Source organism: Candidatus Saccharibacteria bacterium oral taxon 488, from assembly GCA_010202465.1.
Taxonomy (GTDB): domain Bacteria; phylum Patescibacteriota; class Saccharimonadia; order Saccharimonadales; family Saccharimonadaceae; genus Nanosynbacter.
In genome coordinates this window covers 744171-762992 of record CP047919.1, presented here as the reverse complement: position 1 = coordinate 762992, position 18822 = coordinate 744171, and the positions used below count along the sequence as shown (strand labels likewise).

The window sequence follows — 18822 nt, the reverse complement described above, 5'->3', positions numbered from 1 at the left end:
CAGTCTACTCGCGTTTGGGTGGCGGGCTACGGAATGAGGTGGCTGTGATGGGGTAGATCGTATAGCAAGAGAGCGGGTAGTTGGTCGCCAATACAAACTATACACTGAGTGTATAAAACTCTTGCAATAACTAAACACAGGGTGTATAGTAAGAGTATGAGCGTTCAATATACCCTGTTAGGTTTTTTAGCGGAAGAGTCAAATTATGGCTATGAGTTAAAGAAAAAATATGACGGCTATTTTGGTAAGGACAAGCCAATTTTAACCGGTCAGATATATTCAACTCTGGCGCGGCTCAAACGCGACAACAAGGTCAAAGAAATTACTGATACCAGCGAATCGGGCGGGCCGGATCGGGTTCGGTATGAAATTACCGACGAGGGTAAGCAAGATTTGCAGGCGTGGCTGGAATCACCAGAGGCGCCGTCGCCGCAACTGCAAGCGACCATGTATATCAAAGCAGTGCTGGCCATCCTGAAGGACGGTGACGCTTCGCCGTATCTGGATAATCAACGGCAGGCGCACATCCAACGGATGCGTGAGCTGACAGCTCAGCGGCGTGACAGCAATTTATCGGATATGCTGCTGATCGATCATGCGCTGTATCATTTGGAGGCGGATTTACGCTGGATTGAATTAACTATTTCGCGGTTAACGCGGCTAAAGGAGGAAATTTTGCATGAGCAAACCAATAATTAGCGCTAAAAATATTACAAAGTCGTTCGGGCAAACGCAGGCGCTGCGCGGTGTTAGCTTGGATGTCGAGGCGGGCGAAGTACTGGCGATTATGGGTCCGTCGGGTTCTGGTAAGTCAACACTGCTACACAGCTTGGCAGCGATTACCAAAGTTGATGGCGGCGAGATCGACTTCGACGGCCAGCGGATTGATAAGATGGGTGACGATAAGCGCAGTCTGCTAAGGCGCACCAGCTTTGGTTTTGTCTTTCAGTTTGGACAGCTAGTGCCGGAGCTAACGGCGCTGGACAATGTAGCGTTGCCACTACTGCTCAACGGCGTCAAGCGAAACGAGGCCTATCAAAAGGCGAAATCATGGCTGAACAAGGTTGAGCTGGCGAGTAAAGCTGACAGCATGCTTGGCGAGTTGTCGGGCGGACAAATGCAGCGGGTGGCGATCGCCCGAGCCATGGTGATTGAGCCGAAAGTGCTGTTCGCTGACGAGCCGACTGGTTCGCTGGATAGTCTGAACTCAGAAAAGGTCATGGAGTTATTTATCAAAACCGCCAAAGACCACGGCACAACGGTTATTATGGTGACGCACGAGCCAACGATTGCCGCCTATGCTGATCGGGAAATCATCGTCCGTGATGGGCAGATTTCTGGCGCCGAGGCGGCGGTAAATCCAATGCGGGTGAGGCTTAATAAAACTAATGCGAGGATTATCCGATGAGCGTTAGTTGGATGTTATTACAAAAGTCTGGCCGCCAGTCGTTCGCGCGTCTGGGTCTGACCACGGCGGCGGTGGCGCTGGGGATCGTGCTGGTGTGCTGCTTTACGGCTGGTATCAACGGGATAAAGGGGCGCGCTAGTGGGCTAGCAATTAATACGGCGGCGTATCAGGCGGCTCGCGGTGCGGCTGAACAAAAACCGATTGAGGGTGTTGAACCGCTGAAAATTGGCGGCACCTGGCGTGGTGATGCGTCGAAATGGCGCGGTCAGTCCATCCAGTCTTATTCAATGTACGGCACGGCTAAATCGCCGCAATTTGCCAAGCTAAAAACGCCGCGTCCTGGTGAATACTACTTATCAAAAGCGTTGGCCGATGCGGTTGCTCAGCATCCAGAGGACAATATCTTGGCACGTTTTGGTAAAAATACCAAATACCTTGGCGTAATTCCTAGCGAATATGTTGCCAGCCCGGATGCACTGATGATGGTACGTGGCGCGAGCGCCGAGGAAGTGGCCGAGAGCGATGCTTTTACCAAATCTCAGGGGCAGCCGTCATACTTTGCTGATGTCTATCGGACGGACACCAATGGATTGAAGTCGAGCGCTGTATTTGATCCGGTAGCGATCATTGTATTTGGTGTCGGCGGGACGATCCTGCTGTTTCCAATTGTCATTTTCGTGTCAGTAGCAACGCAACTGGGCGCCGCGCAGCGTGAGAAACGCTATGCCGCCTTGCGGCTGATTGGCGCAACTAAGCAGCAAGTGGGGCTGGTGTTGATGCTAGAATCGCTGTTGGCGTCGGTGGTTGGCGTGATTATCGGGCTGGGCGCGTTCTGGCTGCTGCAAGCGCCGCTACAGGCTTTCAAGATGGACGGCATGCGATTTAATCCTAGCGACTTGGTGCTAACTGGCACGCAATATGCGTTGATTATCGGTTTGACGCTGGGACTAACGATGTTTGTCAACTGGCGGCGGATGCGCCGGGCGCAGATTTCGCCGCTGGGCGTGTCGCGTTCGGTTGAAAAGGTGAAGAAATTGCGCGCTTGGCGGGCGCTGGTACCGGCACTTGGTATTGCGTTCTTTGCTTGGCTGTCGTCGAAGCCAGGGCGGGATTGGCTGGCGGCTAATAAAGAATCAGCTCTGCCGTCGGTACTATTGATGGCGGCGCTGCTGCTGGTGATGTTCGGCTTGATTCTGGCTGGCGGCTGGCTGACTAATAAGCTGTCGCTGTTGGCAGCTCGCTGGGCTAATAACGCTTCGATGTTGATTGCTGGTAAGCGTACGGCGGTGCATTCGCGGACAATTTTCCGCAGCGTCAGCGGCGTGGTATTGGCGCTGTTTGCGGGTAGCTTTTACTTGACGGCGACCAGCGGTATTGAAGGCTTAAACGCTCAAGCTGTCAAAGATAACGGCTTTTCGCAATTAAAGCGCGGTACGGCAATTGTCATCGGTCGTTCGCTACCAGGTGATATGGCAGAGCAGCTAAAGCAAGAATCTTACATCACGTCGGTGGCGACGACCTATCCGCGTGAGGACGGCGACGCGATTCGCTGCCAAGATTTGGCAATGTACACCGAGCACGCGTGTCCGAATAGTGCTCAACCCGACCAATTTGCACTGCTGAATTTTGATAAGCCGGTGGTCAAAAATGTGTCACTGATTAATGACCGGGTTGATACGAATGGCGCTAAAGAATATTTGGTGACATTGAAATCAGACGATGACATCGAGAAGCTGCGTACCTTGGTGACGGCGAAGGCTAATCAGTACGATTTAACCTATGCAGTGAGCGGTACTGATGCCAAGAAGCCGCATATCAATCCAACGATTCGCGAGTTTGCCGACTTAGCCTATGTCGGTATCGGCGTGACGCTGTTCGTGGCGGTGGCAAGCTTGATCGTCTCGACGATTGGCGGGCTAATGGAACGTCGTCGCTCGCTGTACACGCTGCGGCTGGGCGGTATGCGCCTCGCGCAGTTGAAGCGCTTGGTGATGGTTGAGTCGGCGGCGCCGCTGCTGATCACCTCGATTCTGTCGTGTAGCCTTGGCGTATGGACGGGGGCGGTGTTTACCAGCACATTCTCGACGACGCTGAAGCCGGTGTTAACACCAACGTACTTTGCCATCGTTGGTATCGGTCTGGCGGCAGCCATCATCGGTATTTACCTGATTCTGCCGATGGTTGATAAGCTGACGCGGGCAGAGGCTAATCAAACCGAGTAGTGTGCTTCGGTCCGAGGATAATCTACCGAAAAGCGTTCCAGTTGGCGGCTGGGACGCTTTTTCTTGCTCTGCATTGATTCAATCAAGGCGGGGCTTCGGACGTTTGCGGCCAAATGCGGGCGTGTTTACGCGGCTGTACGACGATGGAAGGTGTTAATCAGGGAAATAGGTGAAACTTAATTATTGTTTTTGGAACTTCATGCGGTCGTTAATCATATTCACTTTTACTGCCATGCCATCATGAATTCGCCCGTCAATCAGCTCCAGTGCTAGCGGGTCAAGAATACGCTTTTGCACCAAGCGCTTGAGCGGGCGGGCGCCAAAGGCCGGGTCGTAGCCATCCCGGGCCAGCATGTCGCGGACGCTCTCGTCAAATTCCAGCGTGATGTCGCGGCTGTCTTTAACTTGGCGAGCTACTTTGGTCAAATGAACATCGACAATTGCCCGCATCGCTTCTGGTCGAATGCGGTCAAAAATAACGATATCGTCAATGCGGTTGAGGAACTCTGGACGGAAATGTTGTCTGAGGACCTCAAGCATTTGATTATCCAGTGCCGACAGATCGTCGCCAGAAAAATCCATAATTGCTTGCGAGCCGACATTGCTGGTCATGATGATGACCGTGTTCGAAAAATCGACTGTTCGCCCCTGGCCATCGGTCAGGCGACCATCGTCGAGCACCTGGAGAAGCACGTTAAAGACATCGGGGTGGGCCTTTTCGATTTCATCAAACAACACCACGCTGTAGGGGCGGCGGCGGACCGCTTCGGTGAGTTGGCCGCCCTGATCGTAACCGACGTAGCCTGGCGGCGAGCCAATCAGGCGGGCTACGGCGTGCCGCTCCATATATTCGCTCATATCGATGCGAATCATGGCGTGTTCGTCGTCAAATAATTCGCGGCACAGGCTGCGGGCTACCTCTGTTTTACCAACGCCGGTGGGGCCGAGGAAGAGGAAGGAGCCGATTGGCCGGTTGGTATCACTGAGGCCAGCGCGCGAGCGGCGAATGGCGCTAGCTACCGCGGCGATGGCTTTATCTTGACCAATCACTTGGGTGCTGATGTGTTCCTCTAATTTGGACAATTTGCTGGATTCGGTCTCAATCAGCCGCTCCACCGGAATGCCCGTCCAGCGCGCCACCACGCTGGCGATGTCATCAGGGGTGACTTCTTCACGCAGCAGGCGGTCAGCCGGCGGGATAGCCGCCAGTTCCTGGCGGGCGCTAGCCAGCTTTTTCTCCAACTCTGGCAGGTCGCCGTATTTGATGCGGCTGGCGGTGGCCAGGTCGGCGTCGCGCTCGGCGATTTCTAGTTGCGAGCGCAGACTATCCATTTTTTCAGTAGCGGTATTGACGGTCTGGAGAATGTCCTTTTCGTGCTGCCATTTACTGTCAATCACCTCGGCTTGAGCCCGAAGGTCGGTGATTTGCTGTTTGATTTCTGCTGTGCGGGCTTTGGCGTGGTCAGATTTGTCTTTTTTCAGCGCGGCTTCCTCAATCTCCAGCTGCAAGCGGCGGTTATTCAGCCGATCGAGAGCAATCGGCACACTCTCTAGCTGCATCTTCAGAGCGCTGGTGGCTTCATCCAGCAAATCGACGGCCTTATCAGGTAAAAAGCGATCAGGCAGATAGCGGGTGGATAGCCGCGCCGCCGCCACGATGGCATCGTCAGAGATTTTAACGCCGTGATGCACTTCGTACTTTTCCTTCAGGCCGCGCAAAATCGCCACGGTATCGTCAAAACTCGGCTCGCCGACGTAAACTGGCTGAAAACGCCGTTCCAGGGCTGCGTCTTTTTCGACATGCTGGCGATACTCCGCCAAGGTTGTCGCGCCAATCATGTGTAGTTTACCGCGTGCCAGGGCGGGTTTGAGCATATTGCCGGCATCCATGCTGCCTTCGGTTTTACCGGCGCCGACCATGGTGTGAATTTCATCAACGAACAAAATAATTTCGCCAGCAGCCTCTTCAACTTCTTTCAAAATTGCTTTGAGGCGCTCTTCAAATTGACCGCGAAAGCTCGCTCCAGCCAGTAAACTGGAAATTTCCAAGGAAATCAGCCGCTTATCTTTCAGCGACGCCGGTACGTCGCCTTTGACGATGCGCTGCGCCAAGGCTTCGACGATGGCGGTTTTACCGACGCCCGGCTCGCCGATCAGCACCGGGTTATTCTTGGTGCGCCGGCTCAAGATCTGCATGGTGCGGCGAATTTCCTCGTCGCGCCCGATGACCGGATCGAGTTTATGTTCTCTGGCGAGCGCCGTGATATCAGTGCCGAATTTCTCCAGCGGTTGCTGTAATTCTTCTTGCATATTTGGTGGCATAGGTCCTCCTTTGATTTTTTGGGCTTTTCTAAGTCCGTATTTATGACGCGCCGCGGCAAGAGACAGAGCGGGGATAATTGATATGATTATCATAGCAAATTAGCACTCTCAGTGCAAGAGTGCTAACCCAGACTACTGCTTAATAAACGTATGTCCTATACGAGCGATATGGCTACAGTTTACATCTGATATAATAATACTAGAATCATAGCGAAAGGGGTACTTCATGAACATTCTCGTTACTGGCGGTGCTGGCTATATCGGCAGCCACACCATCATTGAACTGCTGGCGTCGGGCCATAGCGTGGTAGTGGTTGATAACTTATCAAATTCATCCGCCGAGAGTTTGCGGCGGGTTGAGGAGATTACCGGCCAGTCGGTGCCGTTTTATGAGTTTGACTTACGTGATCGGGCGCGGCTGGCGGAGTTATTTAAGTCTGAGGCAATTGACGCAGCGATTCATTTTGCAGGTCTGAAGGCTGTCGGCGAGTCGGTGGAAAAGGCGCTGCTCTATTATCAGAACAATTTGGAAAGTACCTTGACGCTGCTGGATGTCATGCAGGAATTTGACGTGAAAAAGCTGGTCTTTTCGAGCTCAGCAACGGTGTATGGCGATCCGGCGCGACTGCCGATTACCGAGGATATGCCGCTGTCGGCGACTAATCCGTACGGTCAGACCAAGCTGATGATCGAGCACATTCTGCGCGATGTGGCGGTAACCAAGCAGGGCTGGCAGTTTACCTCGCTGCGCTACTTCAATCCCGTCGGCGCTCATCCGAGCGGCCGCATTGGTGAAGATCCGTCGGGCATTCCGAATAATTTGCTGCCGTTTGTGTCGCAAGTGGCAGTCGGCAAGCGCGACCATTTGAGTGTGTTTGGCGACGATTATGACACACCGGATGGCACGGGTGTGCGCGATTATATTCACGTGGTTGATTTGGCGCGGGCACACGTGGCGGCGTTGGAACATTTGGGCGAGCCGGATGAATATAAGGTGTATAATATCGGTACTGGCCGCGGTACGTCGGTGTTGGAGTTGGTGAAAGCATTTGAAACAGCGTCGGGCCGGGACGTCCCATACCAAATCACGCCGCGCCGACCGGGCGACATCGCCGCGTGCTATGCTGACCCGAGTTTGGCAGGGGCAGAGCTGGGCTGGCGGGCAGAATTGACGATTGAGGACGCTTGCCGCGATGCCTGGAATTGGCAGAGCAATAATCCGAACGGTTACGAGACGTGATTCTCTTGACATACCTATTCAATCCGGCGGGGCGACTCGTCGGATTTTTATGTAGGCGAGACGTTTATTTATGAACTGCTCAAGATCCGCCGCTCGTAGTAAGTTGAGCGCTTGCTGAGTTCAGTATTGAGCTGGTCAATACCACCAAATTGTTCAACCAGTGTCTGGCGATTTGAGAACAAATTAGTACCCAGCCCCATACGGTCGCCGTCCACCGTCACGCCCAGTGCCGCCAGGGTCGACGGATACATGTCAAAGGCAGCGAATTGGCGGTTAGTGGCGCGAGTTGGCTGGACGGCGGGGTTGATGAAGGCGTTATAGACAGTTCGTTGGTAGGGAGCACCGGCAATCTTTTCTTCGTAATATGGCGTCTGCATGCCGAGGTGGTCGCCGCTAATGATGATGGTGGTATTGGCGTAAAATGGCTGTTGCTTGACCCACTCGACGAAGGACGCGATTTGTTTGGAGGCGCAGGCATGAACATTGTCGTATTTCGCCTCAAATTGCTCCTTGCAAACATCTTTATCCATCCAGCCATCGGTGAAGTGCGTGTCAACGGTCAGCATTTGCAGGTTGAATGGCTTGTCGGACTTGCTGAGACGAGTGGCCTCGTCGCGGGCAAATTGAAAAAGCTTTTTGTCTTCGTAGCCCCACCATACCTTGTAATCCTGTGGGACTAACCCATGTTTTTGGGCGTAGGTAAGATCAATAATGTGGTAATCGCCGTGTTGCTCCAGTAATTTATCGCGGCCGCCGAAGGCTTTGTTTGAGCCCATGAGGAATGATTGGTTGTAGCCAGCCTTTTCAAGCACCTGCCCGAGGGTATAAGCGCCCGGCAAGAATTTATTAAAATCACCCATACCGTTGCGGTCGCGGTCACCGAACACCCCGCCGTCTTTGAGCGGCACGCCGGCGGATTGAGCGGTCATGCCGGCTACCGTCCAAGTGGTACCGTGTGCAGGCAGGGCGCCGCCGAGACCTGAGGGTCGGTGTGAAAATGAGGTGTTAGTTAGTGCCAATTTCTCTAACTCCGGAATGACTGATTTGTCGCTCATGCCGCCATTGGCTTTGGCGGCGGGCGTATTTTCCAGCGACTCGACGTAGACATAAATTAAGTTGCGTTTGGTACTAGGAAACGTCAATTTGACGCCGCGCGGATCGACATAATGCTGATCATAGATCTTTGACGACTGGGCGAGGGCGATGACGTAGGCGGGGATGCTGAAACTTTGAACTAACAGCGCTAGGCTGATCATGAATAGGCCGCCCGCGTAATACGCTTGGTGGCGTAAGCGGAGCGGTCGTTTTTTCCAACGTAGTTTGAGGATGATTGGCAGTAGCAAAATGATGAGCAGCCCAATGACGTAGGGGATATTTTCCCAGACGGCTGAGGCAAAGCTGCTAGACTGCCCACCCGCCAGGCCGTTCTTGAAATAGAATAAAATCTCGTCAATCTTGGCGTCACGAAATTGCACAATTTTATAACGGCTAGCGACAAAGAAAACAGCGCTACATAGTAATAGCAAGACGATAGCCACGCGAATGATAATGCGGTTGTTGGCGCCGCGGCCAGACGGAGAGGTGCTCATAATGATATTATACAACGTTTGTCTGGGTACGTGGGCTGTTTGGGGGCTTATCATTTCTTTTCAAAGCGCGTATACTAAATAAGCATGAACAGAACGAAAGCGCATCATCGGGGGTTTGGCGTTAGTTGGTGGATAGGCCTGGGGCTGTTTGTGGCGTTGATTGGCTTTATGGCGTTTGACATTTTGCAGCGCGAAGGTGGGTTTGGCAAGAGTGATGACGTATTGGTGATGGGTACCAATGCCGGGTTCAAGCCGTTTGAGTACAAGCAGGGTAATGAAGTTGTTGGTTTTGATGTTGATTTGGCGAAGGAAATTGCCCGCAGTATGAACAAGAAGCTAAAGATTGAAGATATGTCGTTTGACGGATTGCTGCCAGCGTTGGAATCAGGGCAAATTGACATGGCGGTAGCTGGCATGTCGGTGACACCGGAGCGTGCCAAAAATGCGTTATTTTCTGAGCCGTATTATTCAGCCTCGCAGCGGATCATTGTCAAAAAAGGCAGTCCAATTCGTAATAGACATCAACTGACGGGTAAGAAAATTGGTGTGCAGTTAGGCACGACAGGCGATACGCTGGCTGGAAAAATTACCGGTGCCAAAGTGTCACAATTCCCAACCGCGCCAAGTGTGTTGACGGAGCTCAATGCTGGTGGCGTCGAGGCAGTGATTTTGGATGATGCGCCCGCGGCTCAGTACACGGCTGGCTTTCCGAACTTAGAAATTTTACCGGGTGAGCTATCGAGCGAGCATTATGCGATTGCCATCAAAAACAATAATCACGACTTGCTAAAAAAAGTTAACCGAGTGCTGGCGGAGATGAAAAAGGACGGCCGATATGACAATCTCATCCGCAAACATTTTGGGCCGAGGGCGCTTGAGTCGATGAAGAAAAAGGAGCTTGAATCGTGAATTTCCTGGAAGTAATTTTCGGCGATGGCCGGTGGCTGTATTTGTGGCACGGCCTAGAGGTGACCTTGGTGCTAACAGTTCTATCATTGCTCCTCGGTACAATCATTGGCCTCGTGGTAGCGCTGCTTCGTACCTCGACGATCAAACCGCTCAACTGGATTGGCAAGATTTATGTCGACATCATTCGGGGCACACCGCTGCTGGTCCAGCTGTTAATCATGTACTACGTGGTCTTTGGCTCATATCAATTCATGCCGAAGATTTTTGTGGCGGCCATTGCCTTTGGTATCAACAGTGGTGCCTACATTGGCGAGATCATTCGTGGCGGCATCGAAAGCGTTGACAAGGGACAAATGGAGGCGGCGCGTTCGCTAGGCTTTAGCCGCTGGCAGGCTATGCGCCTGGTGATTTTGCCGCAAGCGCTCAAAAATTCGTTGCCGGCACTGATTAGCGAATTCATCGCCCTGCTGAAAGAGACATCAGTTGTCGGTTGGATTGGACTGAATGACATCATGCGCGGCGCTGATAATATTCGTTTTCAAACTGCCACGGCGTTTCAGTCATTGTTTGCCGCAGCGGTGATGTACTTGGCGTTGACCGCGATATTTACCCGTGTGATGACGCGAGTGGAGAGGAGACTAAAAGATGGCAGTGAATAAGGTGAAGGAAGCAGTGCAGTCAAGCACTGAGCGCCCGGCAATCATCACGGTGGCTAACCTCAAAAAACAGTTTGGTAGTAATCGCGTGCTCAGGGACATCGACGTTGAGGTTCACGAAGGCGAAGTAGTGGTGGTCGTTGGCTCGAGTGGTTCAGGAAAATCAACCTTTTTGCGCTGCTTGAATTTGTTGGAGACGCCGACGGGCGGGCGCATTATCATCGACGGCGTGGAAACGACAGCACCAAAAGTCGACCTTAACACCCTGCGCCAAAAAGTTGGCATGGTGTTTCAATCATTCAATCTGTTTCCGAACTTGAGCGTGCTGGATAACATCAAACTGGCGCCGCGGAAATTACGCAAACTGTCTGATCGGGCGGCGACTCACCTGGCAAAGAAATTGCTCGCGGACGTGGGGCTGGCGGACAAAGCCGGGGCCTTTCCTTCGCAGCTCTCGGGCGGGCAAAAGCAGCGTGTCGCCATCGCTAGAGCCCTAGCCATGGAGCCGGACATCATGTTGTTTGACGAGCCAACCTCGGCACTTGATCCCGAGATGATCGGCGAAGTGTTGGACGTGATTCGTGAGGTGGCCGCCAAAGGTATGACCATGGTTATCGTCACGCACGAAATGAAATTTGCACGCGAAGTAGCTACGCGGATGATTTTCCTGGACAAGGGCGAGATCATCGAAAATGGTCCGCCAGAGCAGGTGATGGATCATCCGGTGACTGAGCGGGCGCGGAAGTTTTTTGGCGTCAAGGGTAACTAACAGGAGGTCCGGATGAAACATGCCAAATTAGCCACAAACCAGAATACATGGCTGTGTTTGGCCATCGGTTTTGTTGGTATCATTGCCATCGTCATATGCGGTTGGTATATCTGGTCACGCTCGCACGCGCCAGCGTCACCGCAGCCGTCAGACGCCGCTCGCTTTAAGGCTGCGTATTCTCGCGTGGCGAATGACAACCGCTTCGTCTTTGCTTCGGCTGGTGAGGTTTTGGAGAAATTTGAATCAGGCAGCGGCTTGATTTTCCTTGGCTTTCAGCAGTGTCCGTGGTGTCAGCAGCTAGCGCCAATCGTCGATGAAGCCGCCAAAGCCGAAGGGCTGGACAAGATTTACTATCTCGACATTCGCCATGCCCGCGAAACCAATGATGATACCTACAAAAAATTAGTTGAGAAGTTAAAGCCTCATCTTCGCACCGATGAGAACGGACAACCGCGAGTGTATGTTCCTGACGTGACGGTGCTGAAGGACGGCCGTGTCGTTGGTCATTTCCTCCAGGAGACTACCGCTGACGGCGAAAAGGCTACACCTGATACCTATTGGACAAAAGAACGCCGCGCTCGGGCGGTTGAGCAGCTGAGACAGATGATTCGGGCTATGCGGTAGTACGATATAGCTATTTTCAAAATAATAATTTTATGTTATAACACAAATATGGATACCGAGCGTGGAGCAGCATGTCGCCTTTTGGTTGAGACAACTAGAAGGCCGTTTTTGCCTGACATGTCAGAGCAAGTTGATCATATGTCCAGGGAGTTTTATCCAGAGCTTGATTTAGACAATAAACCATTGCTGTATGTTACACCGAACTTTCCCCCTGTCACTACAGCTGAGCCACACAGAGATTTATCACGTGAAGGCTCGTCTCGCAACGGAGCATTTACCGTAGATGTGAAAACAGTTAGTGGCTCCAAGGAAGAGTTTGCTATTAAGCGGCTTCCGCTGACAACCGCTCTTGCCGAGGTCGCCATGACCCAGTATGTTGGTACGCAGGGGCTGGCCCCCTTCTCAGTTCAAGCACTTATGATAACAGGGAAGCCCAGTGGTTCCAAGGACCGTTTGGCATGGATTATGACTCAATTCAATGGAAAAGCGGTCAACTTTGAGGGTCTTGCATGGCGTGAAATGAGCTCAGAGAATTTAAACAGCATTTAATGGATGCTCTTTTGGCATTATCTGCGTTGCATAAAATGCATATTGCTCACGAGGATGCCTTTATGCGTAATCTTGTCCGGCTGTCGGGTTCTGATGGTGATAATTCAGCGACTCGCTATATTGACTTTGAATATGCGAGGAGTTTTCGTGGTTATGTTGAGCAAGTTGATCGCGGTGAGGATATTCTTCGTGCGCAAGGATATATCAATAGATCAGTTCAAGGTGACCTCCGGTCGTTACTTATTGACGCTATATCAGTTTTGGCGAATCAGCTCAACCAGTCTCCAGCCGATAGGTGGAAGCTATTAGAAAAATGTCTGGGCAGTTACCGAGAAGTGGTATCTGCGAGTGAAAATTCACCCGCACTTAAGGAGGCGGCTGTTCATGCAATAACCACCCTACGGCGTGACTATATGTAGCAAATTATTGGGGTGTTAGCTAAAAATGGTACGTTAAGCACGATAGATTATCCGAAAACTGACTATAGTAAAATCTTTGGTAAATAGTCTCGGTGGGATTGTTACAATTCACTCATTATCTGAACATCAGTCGATTCATTAACCAGCCAGTTTAGGTCAACCTCTGTTAGGTAACTCGGTAAAATCCGTGTGGTTTTTGAATCGACAAAGCCGCACTCTGCTACTTCCTCGACGCCGTGCGATGTTTGCTCCAGGTCGATATGCTGGTAATCTTGCCAGTTGGTGACGGAAAAGAAAAACTCAAGTTGCTCGGTCATGCCGTGTTTAGACGAGGGGTTGGTGTCGGTAAATTGTTGGATGAATAATAGCTTGCCAATGGTTGGTTTGATGCCAGTTTCCTCGATCATCTCTCGGCGTAAACCGTCCAGTAAACTTTCACCCATCTCCAAACCGCCGCCCGGTGCACACCAAAACTCTCGCCCCGCGCCGTTATTGGCGGTCAATTTTTGGCAAAATAGCTCGCCCTGATCGTTGATAATAATTCCGCGTACGTTAACTCGTCGCTGCATATAGCCTCCTTTGCTTTTGTGATCGCCAGAGGTTCTAGGTGATGAACATACGCTTCAAATAATTTCATGGTCGGGGTGATCCGATTTGAACGGACGACCTCACCGTCCCGAACGGTGCGCGCTACCGAGCTGCGCCACACCCCGACGCTGGAGATAGTATACTAAAAAATGACTCGAGAGGAAAGATGGCGACTGGAAGATTCACGGGTCTGGCTATTGGTTAATTGGTGGGCTCGGCTAGCCGTGCCGGAAAATATCAAACACGCCAAACTTTCCAGTCAACACGGTCTGGTCAATGATGTGCGGCGTGAGAGCAGTGATGAGTTCTTTGGGCTTGGTAGTGCCTGGCAAGTCCAGTGTCGTGTTCAGCGCATACACGTAAAATTGATAGCGGTGCGTGCCAAACGGCGGTTGCGGCCCGTTCCAGCCAGGACGACCCCAGCTGGTAACGCCTTCGACAGCGCCTAGGGGTAGCGATTCGCCAGTGATTTCAGTGGTCTTGCTCGGCAAATTCCAAACCGTCCAATGATAGAATCCATCCCGCCCAGGCGCATCAGGGTCGTGGCAGACGATTGCCAGACTTTTAGCATCTACTGGCACGTCGTCGATCTCGAGCGGCGGTCGTTGGTTGCCACCGAGCTTGGAGTAAATTTTTGGTATTTTAGCGTTTTCGGCGAACGCAGGGCTAGATATTTTCATACTATAATTTTAGCATAGTGATATTTTTGTCGCTTCGGGTACGTGAAGGTCAAAATCAATATCGGTTTTCTGGACAATCTCGTAACAAGACGACACTGCTGGGTTGTCTGGTAATTCAATTATTTTTCCATCATTAAATAGTTGTCCTTGTCGATAGATATTGTGAATAAACGGTACATTTGGTTTTGTTTTTCTCAGGCGATATAATGCTGATTCATGTCGTGTTCCGCCATCTGTAACAACTTTGGGCTGCGTATGCCATTGTCCCATAATACATAATGTTGGTAGAGAGTCGTCAATTCCGAGGATATTTTTAGCTAGTTGTTCTTCTCGTTCCTGTGGGCTTGGTGGTATGACGGTATCCTTGTCTAAATCGTCAAAGAATGTATCAATAAAAACTAACTCCTTAAGCTGGCCTTGCTGTAATAGAATTGCTATCGTTTTTATCATCTCAAGAGATAGAATGCTTGAGTCAAAAAGGTCTTCATCAATCAGGGAAAAATCATAAGGACTGGTTTTTACTGAATTGATGAAGTTAAGTACAGTGGGGCTGGCCTCAATAGCCAATCGTTGTATGTCAAGTTTTTTAACCAAGTTATAGACGACATCGGCATTTTCTTTGATGCCATGAATTTCGCCGTATACAATTAGGTTTGACTTTTGTAGGGCGGGTCGCGGGAGCTCGAGGTGCTTTATGTCTAATTGTTTTGGTAAAAATGTTTTGATAATTTCATATACATTCATGATCTCTAATTGAGAGTTTACTGTATGGAGTTATCAACATACAAGAGCAACATTATTTGCCGATGGCCCATAGGCTATTTATAATAACCGTTATGAACATAGCCGACCACCTCCTTGCCAAATATCCCATCATTTCCGATCAAGTTGACGCCAAGGAACTCGGCGTCTTGCTGCGAGAATTGGAAAAGGTGCTGCAAAGCGGCGCGGCAGGCAACATTGTGGAGTTTGGCTGTTATGTCGGCACGACGAGTTTGTTCATTCGGCGACTGCTGGACGCCTATGATTTTACCGGTGAGTTTCATGTTTACGATTCGTTTATGGGCTTGCCAGAAAAAACCCAAGCAGACGCCAGTGCTGCCGGCGAGCAGTTCAAGGCGGGTGAGCTCTTGGCGCCGCGTAAAACCTTCATCCAGAATTTCAAAAAGGCTGGCTTGAAAATACCAACTATTCACAAAGGTTGGTTTGCTGATTTTACTCCTGACGACGTGCCGGAAAGTATCATCTTTGCATTTTTTGACGGCGATTTTTATGAGTCAATTGCCGATTCATTTCGCCTGTGCGACGGCAAGTTTCAGGAAACGGCAACCATCATTGTTGATGATTACGCTAATGAAGCCTTGCCAGGCGCCGCACGGGCGGTTGATGAATGGCTGAAGTACCATCTGGCTCGGCTGATAGTCGAGGCATCCTTGGCGATCATTCGAGAATGAGGCATATTTGACGATAGCTAATTTTTCCTGCATAATAATTAAGGCTATGATGGCATTTTTTACTACATTCTCCTCGTCATTTCAGCTGGCGATATCAATCTGGCCATTTGCTGCACTGCTCTTGACATTTCCGCTGCTCGTTGTACAGTATATGCGATTACGACGGCTAGTAGTCGGCAGGATGGTCATGGTGTATCTGGTTGTATTGTATGCACTGGGACTCGTGGCGTTTACGCTCTATCCGATGCCGGATAATCCAGCATGGTTCTGTGCGCATCATGCAGTCTCACCACAGCTACATCCGCTCGCATCAATTATGGACATACAGACTGAGGGGTTGCGGGCTGTTCTACAGGTAGTGATGAATATAGTCTTTTTTATGCCGTTCGGTATGTTTTTACGAGTGATGTACCCTGTACGCTGGTACATGGTTGTACTATTAGGACTCGTTCTATCACTAACGATTGAAGTGACCCAGCTAACGGGTGCGTTTGGCTTGTATCCATGTAGTTATAGGCTGTTTGATGTTGATGACTTGTTGCTCAATACCGGAGGCGCTTTGGTCGGCTATTGGTGTGGTCGGTTGCTGCCAGATCTGCGCAATGTAAAGCATGGCGAGACCGTGACAACACAGCCGGGCCTAGTGCGGCGATTAGTGGCGTTTATACTTGATGTGGTTGTGGTGCTTGTAGTGAGGACGTGTATCGGTATTATATTGTATATCACGATGCCGGGTTTAGCGGGAAATACTGTTGCGGGACTGTCATATGGTATTCTCGCTGGTGGTGAGTTAGTAGTCCAGCTGATCATGCCGCTCATGACGGGTGGGCAAACGATTGGCGGCTGGATGACGGGAATATCATTGGATGATCGTGAACGTTCTTGGCCTCATCGATTGACAATGTATCTGCTGCGATTGGGGTATATTGGCTTGTTCATGTATGGCATTATGCTGGGGCCTAGAGCCGGCATGCCTGTTGTCATTGGCTGGCTTGGGGTGACATTAGTTAGCTGGTGGCGATACCGGCGTTTGCCGTATACGATTATTGATGCAGTTTGGCCTTGTAGGCGGTAATTCACGCGGCTCGCTAAGCGACACTTGTGTTCTCGGGCGTATATGCTATATTGTTAGTATAACCATAAACAAAAAGGGGATGGGGGTATGGATCCATTACATATTACATCAGAAATTGGCCGACTCAAGGCGGTGCTGTTGCATCGTCCGGGCGAAGAATTAGAAAACTTAACACCAGACTACTTGACTGATCTGCTGTTTGACGACATTCCGTATTTGCAGGTCGCCCAAAAGGAGCATGATGCGTTTGCTGGGGTGCTGCGTGATCACGGTGTCGAGGTGTTGTATCTCGATCAGCTGGTGACCGAAGCGCTATATACTGATCAACTACGTGAGCAGTTTGTTGATGAAATGTTGGCAAATTCGAAGCAAGGGTCACGCCGCGTCACCAGGGTGCTGCGCCAGTTCCTGCTGGATCTACCGACGAACGCGATGGTGCGTAAAATTATGGCTGGTGTGCGCAAGGATGAGATCACGCTGCCGCCAGACCAGCACCAGCAATTGCATAATATGATTGAGAAAAATCATTATCCATTCTATCTCGATCCGATGCCAAACCTGTACTTTACGCGTGACCCGGCTGCAACCATTGGTCATGGTCTGACGATCAACAAGATGCACTGGCCGGCGCGTCGTCGTGAGTCGCTATTCATGCGCTACATCATTGATCATCATCCACGGTTTGCTAATAAGAATGTGCCGGTGTGGTATGATCGCCATGAAAAATTCTCGATCGAAGGTGGCGATGAGCTAGTGTTGAGCAGTGAAGTGATGGCCATCGGCGTATCGGAGCGCACCACGGCTGAGGCGATTGAAAAGATGGCAACCAAGCTGTTTGCTGGCTCTGGCTTTAAGAAAGTCGTTGCCATGGAGATTCCAAAGTCACACGCTTTCATGCACCTGGACACGGTGTTTACCATGATTGATCGGGACAAGTTTACTATTCATCCAGAAATCCGCGACCGCGGCGGCAAGATGAATTGTTTCGTATTGGAAAAGGTTGAGGGCCAACCGTTCCCGCGCATTACGCACGAGACGGATCTCGAGCATGTCTTGCGGGTGGCCTTGGGGCTGCCGAGCGTTACCTTGATCGAATGTGGCGGCGGTGATCCGATCGCAGCAGCCCGTGAGCAGTGGAACGACGGCTCAAACACCTTGGCAATTGCGCCGGGCGTAGTGGTGACGTATGACCGCAACTACGTCACCAACCAAAAACTGCGCGAGCACGGCGTTGAAGTTATAGAAGTCAGCGGTGCTGAGCTTGGCCGCGGCCGTGGTGGCCCACGCTGTATGAGCATGCCGCTAGTACGGGAGGATGTATAATGGCACAAAGTTTGAAAGGGCGATCATTTTTGACGCTGGGTGATTTTACCGCGGGTGACATTCGGTTGCTACTAACGACGGCAAATGAGTATAAGCGGATGAAGTATGCTGGTACGCCGCATCGGATTCATGAGGGCAAGAATATTGCGTTATTGTTTGAGAAGACCTCGACCAGGACGCGCTGCGCCTTTACGGTGGCGGCTAACGACCTCGGTATCGCGCCGGAATATCTTGGCAAGGACGATATTCAGCTTGGCAAGAAAGAGACGGTCGAGGACACCGCCAAGGTGCTGGGCCGAATGTTTGACGGTATTGAGTTTCGCGGTTTTGCACACAAGACTGTGGAGGATCTAGCGAAGCACGCCGGCGTGCCAGTATGGAATGGATTGACTGATAAGTTCCATCCAACGCAGATTCTAGCCGACTTTATGACTATCGAGGAGCACCTCGGTCGGCTGCACGGCGTCAAGCTGGTGTTTGTCGGCGATGGCCGCAACAACATGGCTAATAGTTTGCTGCTCGGCTCGGCCATCATGGGGCTGGACTTTCGGATCTTGGCACCGCGTGAGTTGTTCCCCGAGGAGGGCCTCGTCCATCACGCGCATGAGCTGGCGCACCAGAACCACGGGCGGATTACTATCACTGATAATTTTGAGGAAGCCCTGCGCGGTGCCGATGTCATTTACACCGATGTTTGGGTGTCGATGGGCGAAGAGGATAAGTTCGCTGAGCGCATCAATCAGCTGCGTCACTTCCAGGTTAATCGTGACATGCTGAACCTCACCGGCAATCCTGAGGTCAAGTTCATGCACTGCCTGCCGGCCTTTCATGATGCATTGACCACGACCGGTCAGCACATCAGGGACGACTTCGGACTGGAGTCAATGGAGGTGACGGATGGCGTCTTCCGCTCACCAAATTCGATTGTCTTTGACCAGGCGGAAAATCGTATGCATACCATCAAGGCGGTTATCGCTTTGACGCTGTAGATGTCG

The 18822-nt window shown here is 51.3% G+C and carries 19 protein-coding genes and 1 tRNA gene; 14 read left to right on the top strand and 6 right to left on the bottom strand.

What is annotated here, in order from left to right:
• Positions 1-156: 156 nt before the first annotated feature.
• The 3 genes from GWK76_04215 to GWK76_04205 are packed head-to-tail and all read left to right on the top strand — an operon-like array spanning position 157 to position 3630.
• Positions 157-699, top strand: a complete 543-nt coding sequence (locus tag GWK76_04215) for a PadR family transcriptional regulator (GenBank protein ID QHU92482.1) — start codon at positions 157-159, stop codon at positions 697-699.
• Positions 680-1408 (top strand): ATP-binding cassette domain-containing protein, encoded by a 729-nt coding sequence (locus GWK76_04210; protein ID QHU92481.1) that lies wholly within the window; start codon positions 680-682, stop codon positions 1406-1408. The genes GWK76_04215 and GWK76_04210 overlap by 20 nt, the downstream gene beginning before the upstream one ends.
• Before the next feature lie 11 nt (positions 1409-1419).
• On the top strand, positions 1420-3630 hold the full coding sequence (locus GWK76_04205; GenBank protein ID QHU92480.1) for an FtsX-like permease family protein: 2211 nt from the start codon (positions 1420-1422) through the stop codon (positions 3628-3630).
• A gap of 180 nt (positions 3631-3810) precedes the next feature.
• Here GWK76_04205 and GWK76_04200 read toward each other — a convergent pair whose 3' ends face one another.
• A complete protein-coding gene (locus GWK76_04200; GenBank protein ID QHU92479.1) occupies positions 3811-6045 on the bottom strand; it encodes an AAA domain-containing protein in 2235 nt (744 codons plus the stop codon).
• Between the two features lie 133 nt (positions 6046-6178).
• Here GWK76_04200 and galE point away from each other — a divergent pair, with 133 nt between their 5' ends.
• Complete coding sequence (gene galE, locus GWK76_04195) at positions 6179-7192, top strand: UDP-glucose 4-epimerase GalE (GenBank protein QHU92478.1); 1014 nt, start codon at positions 6179-6181, stop codon at positions 7190-7192.
• A 68-nt stretch (positions 7193-7260) separates the two neighbouring features.
• Here galE and GWK76_04190 read toward each other — a convergent pair whose 3' ends face one another.
• On the bottom strand, positions 7261-8781 hold the full coding sequence (locus tag GWK76_04190; GenBank protein ID QHU92477.1) for a sulfatase-like hydrolase/transferase: 1521 nt from the start codon (positions 8779-8781) through the stop codon (positions 7261-7263).
• Positions 8782-8865: 84 nt separating this feature from the next.
• Here GWK76_04190 and GWK76_04185 point away from each other — a divergent pair, with 84 nt between their 5' ends.
• From GWK76_04185 to GWK76_04160, 6 genes are all read left to right on the top strand, one after another.
• Positions 8866-9690: a transporter substrate-binding domain-containing protein gene (locus GWK76_04185; GenBank protein QHU92476.1), complete on the top strand. Its 825-nt coding sequence runs from the start codon at positions 8866-8868 to the stop codon at positions 9688-9690.
• Complete coding sequence (locus tag GWK76_04180) at positions 9684-10349, top strand: ABC transporter permease subunit (GenBank protein ID QHU92573.1); 666 nt, start codon at positions 9684-9686, stop codon at positions 10347-10349. Before GWK76_04185 ends, GWK76_04180 begins: the two co-directional genes overlap by 7 nt.
• A gap of 40 nt (positions 10350-10389) precedes the next feature.
• Entirely contained in the window at positions 10390-11115 is a 726-nt protein-coding gene (locus GWK76_04175; protein ID QHU92572.1) for an ATP-binding cassette domain-containing protein, read from the top strand.
• 12 nt (positions 11116-11127) lie between these two features.
• The gene (locus GWK76_04170) at positions 11128-11739 is read left to right on the top strand and encodes a hypothetical protein (GenBank protein QHU92475.1); all 612 of its coding nucleotides are present in this window, start codon (positions 11128-11130) and stop codon (positions 11737-11739) included.
• A 48-nt stretch (positions 11740-11787) separates the two neighbouring features.
• A complete protein-coding gene (locus tag GWK76_04165) occupies positions 11788-12288 on the top strand; it encodes a hypothetical protein (protein QHU92474.1) in 501 nt (166 codons plus the stop codon).
• Positions 12289-12350: 62 nt separating this feature from the next.
• Positions 12351-12707, top strand: coding sequence for a hypothetical protein (locus tag GWK76_04160; GenBank protein ID QHU92473.1), 357 nt, complete (start codon positions 12351-12353; stop codon positions 12705-12707).
• 101 nt (positions 12708-12808) lie between these two features.
• Here GWK76_04160 and GWK76_04155 read toward each other — a convergent pair whose 3' ends face one another.
• The 4 genes from GWK76_04155 to GWK76_04140 form a co-directional block, all read right to left on the bottom strand.
• Complete coding sequence (locus GWK76_04155; protein QHU92472.1) at positions 12809-13276, bottom strand: NUDIX domain-containing protein; 468 nt, start codon at positions 13274-13276, stop codon at positions 12809-12811.
• A 67-nt stretch (positions 13277-13343) separates the two neighbouring features.
• Positions 13344-13420, bottom strand: a tRNA-Pro gene (locus tag GWK76_04150).
• A 93-nt stretch (positions 13421-13513) separates the two neighbouring features.
• The gene (locus GWK76_04145; GenBank protein ID QHU92471.1) at positions 13514-13975 is read right to left on the bottom strand and encodes a YbhB/YbcL family Raf kinase inhibitor-like protein; all 462 of its coding nucleotides are present in this window, start codon (positions 13973-13975) and stop codon (positions 13514-13516) included.
• 9 nt (positions 13976-13984) lie between these two features.
• Complete coding sequence (locus tag GWK76_04140) at positions 13985-14719, bottom strand: hypothetical protein (GenBank protein QHU92470.1); 735 nt, start codon at positions 14717-14719, stop codon at positions 13985-13987.
• A gap of 92 nt (positions 14720-14811) precedes the next feature.
• On the opposite strand from GWK76_04140, the gene GWK76_04135 reads away from it, so the two are divergent.
• The 4 genes from GWK76_04135 to argF all read left to right on the top strand — a co-directional run bounded on the left by GWK76_04135 (position 14812) and on the right by argF (position 18816).
• Positions 14812-15429 carry a hypothetical protein gene (locus GWK76_04135; protein ID QHU92469.1) on the top strand — a complete coding sequence of 206 codons (618 nt, stop codon included), beginning with the start codon at positions 14812-14814 and terminating at the stop codon, positions 15427-15429.
• Between the two features lie 46 nt (positions 15430-15475).
• Entirely contained in the window at positions 15476-16504 is a 1029-nt protein-coding gene (locus GWK76_04130; GenBank protein ID QHU92468.1) for a hypothetical protein, read from the top strand.
• Positions 16505-16591: 87 nt separating this feature from the next.
• Positions 16592-17827, top strand: a complete 1236-nt coding sequence (gene arcA, locus GWK76_04125; GenBank protein QHU92467.1) for an arginine deiminase — start codon at positions 16592-16594, stop codon at positions 17825-17827.
• The gene (gene argF, locus GWK76_04120) at positions 17827-18816 is read left to right on the top strand and encodes an ornithine carbamoyltransferase (protein QHU92466.1); all 990 of its coding nucleotides are present in this window, start codon (positions 17827-17829) and stop codon (positions 18814-18816) included. The genes arcA and argF overlap by 1 nt, the downstream gene beginning before the upstream one ends.
• Positions 18817-18822 lie beyond the last annotated feature (6 nt).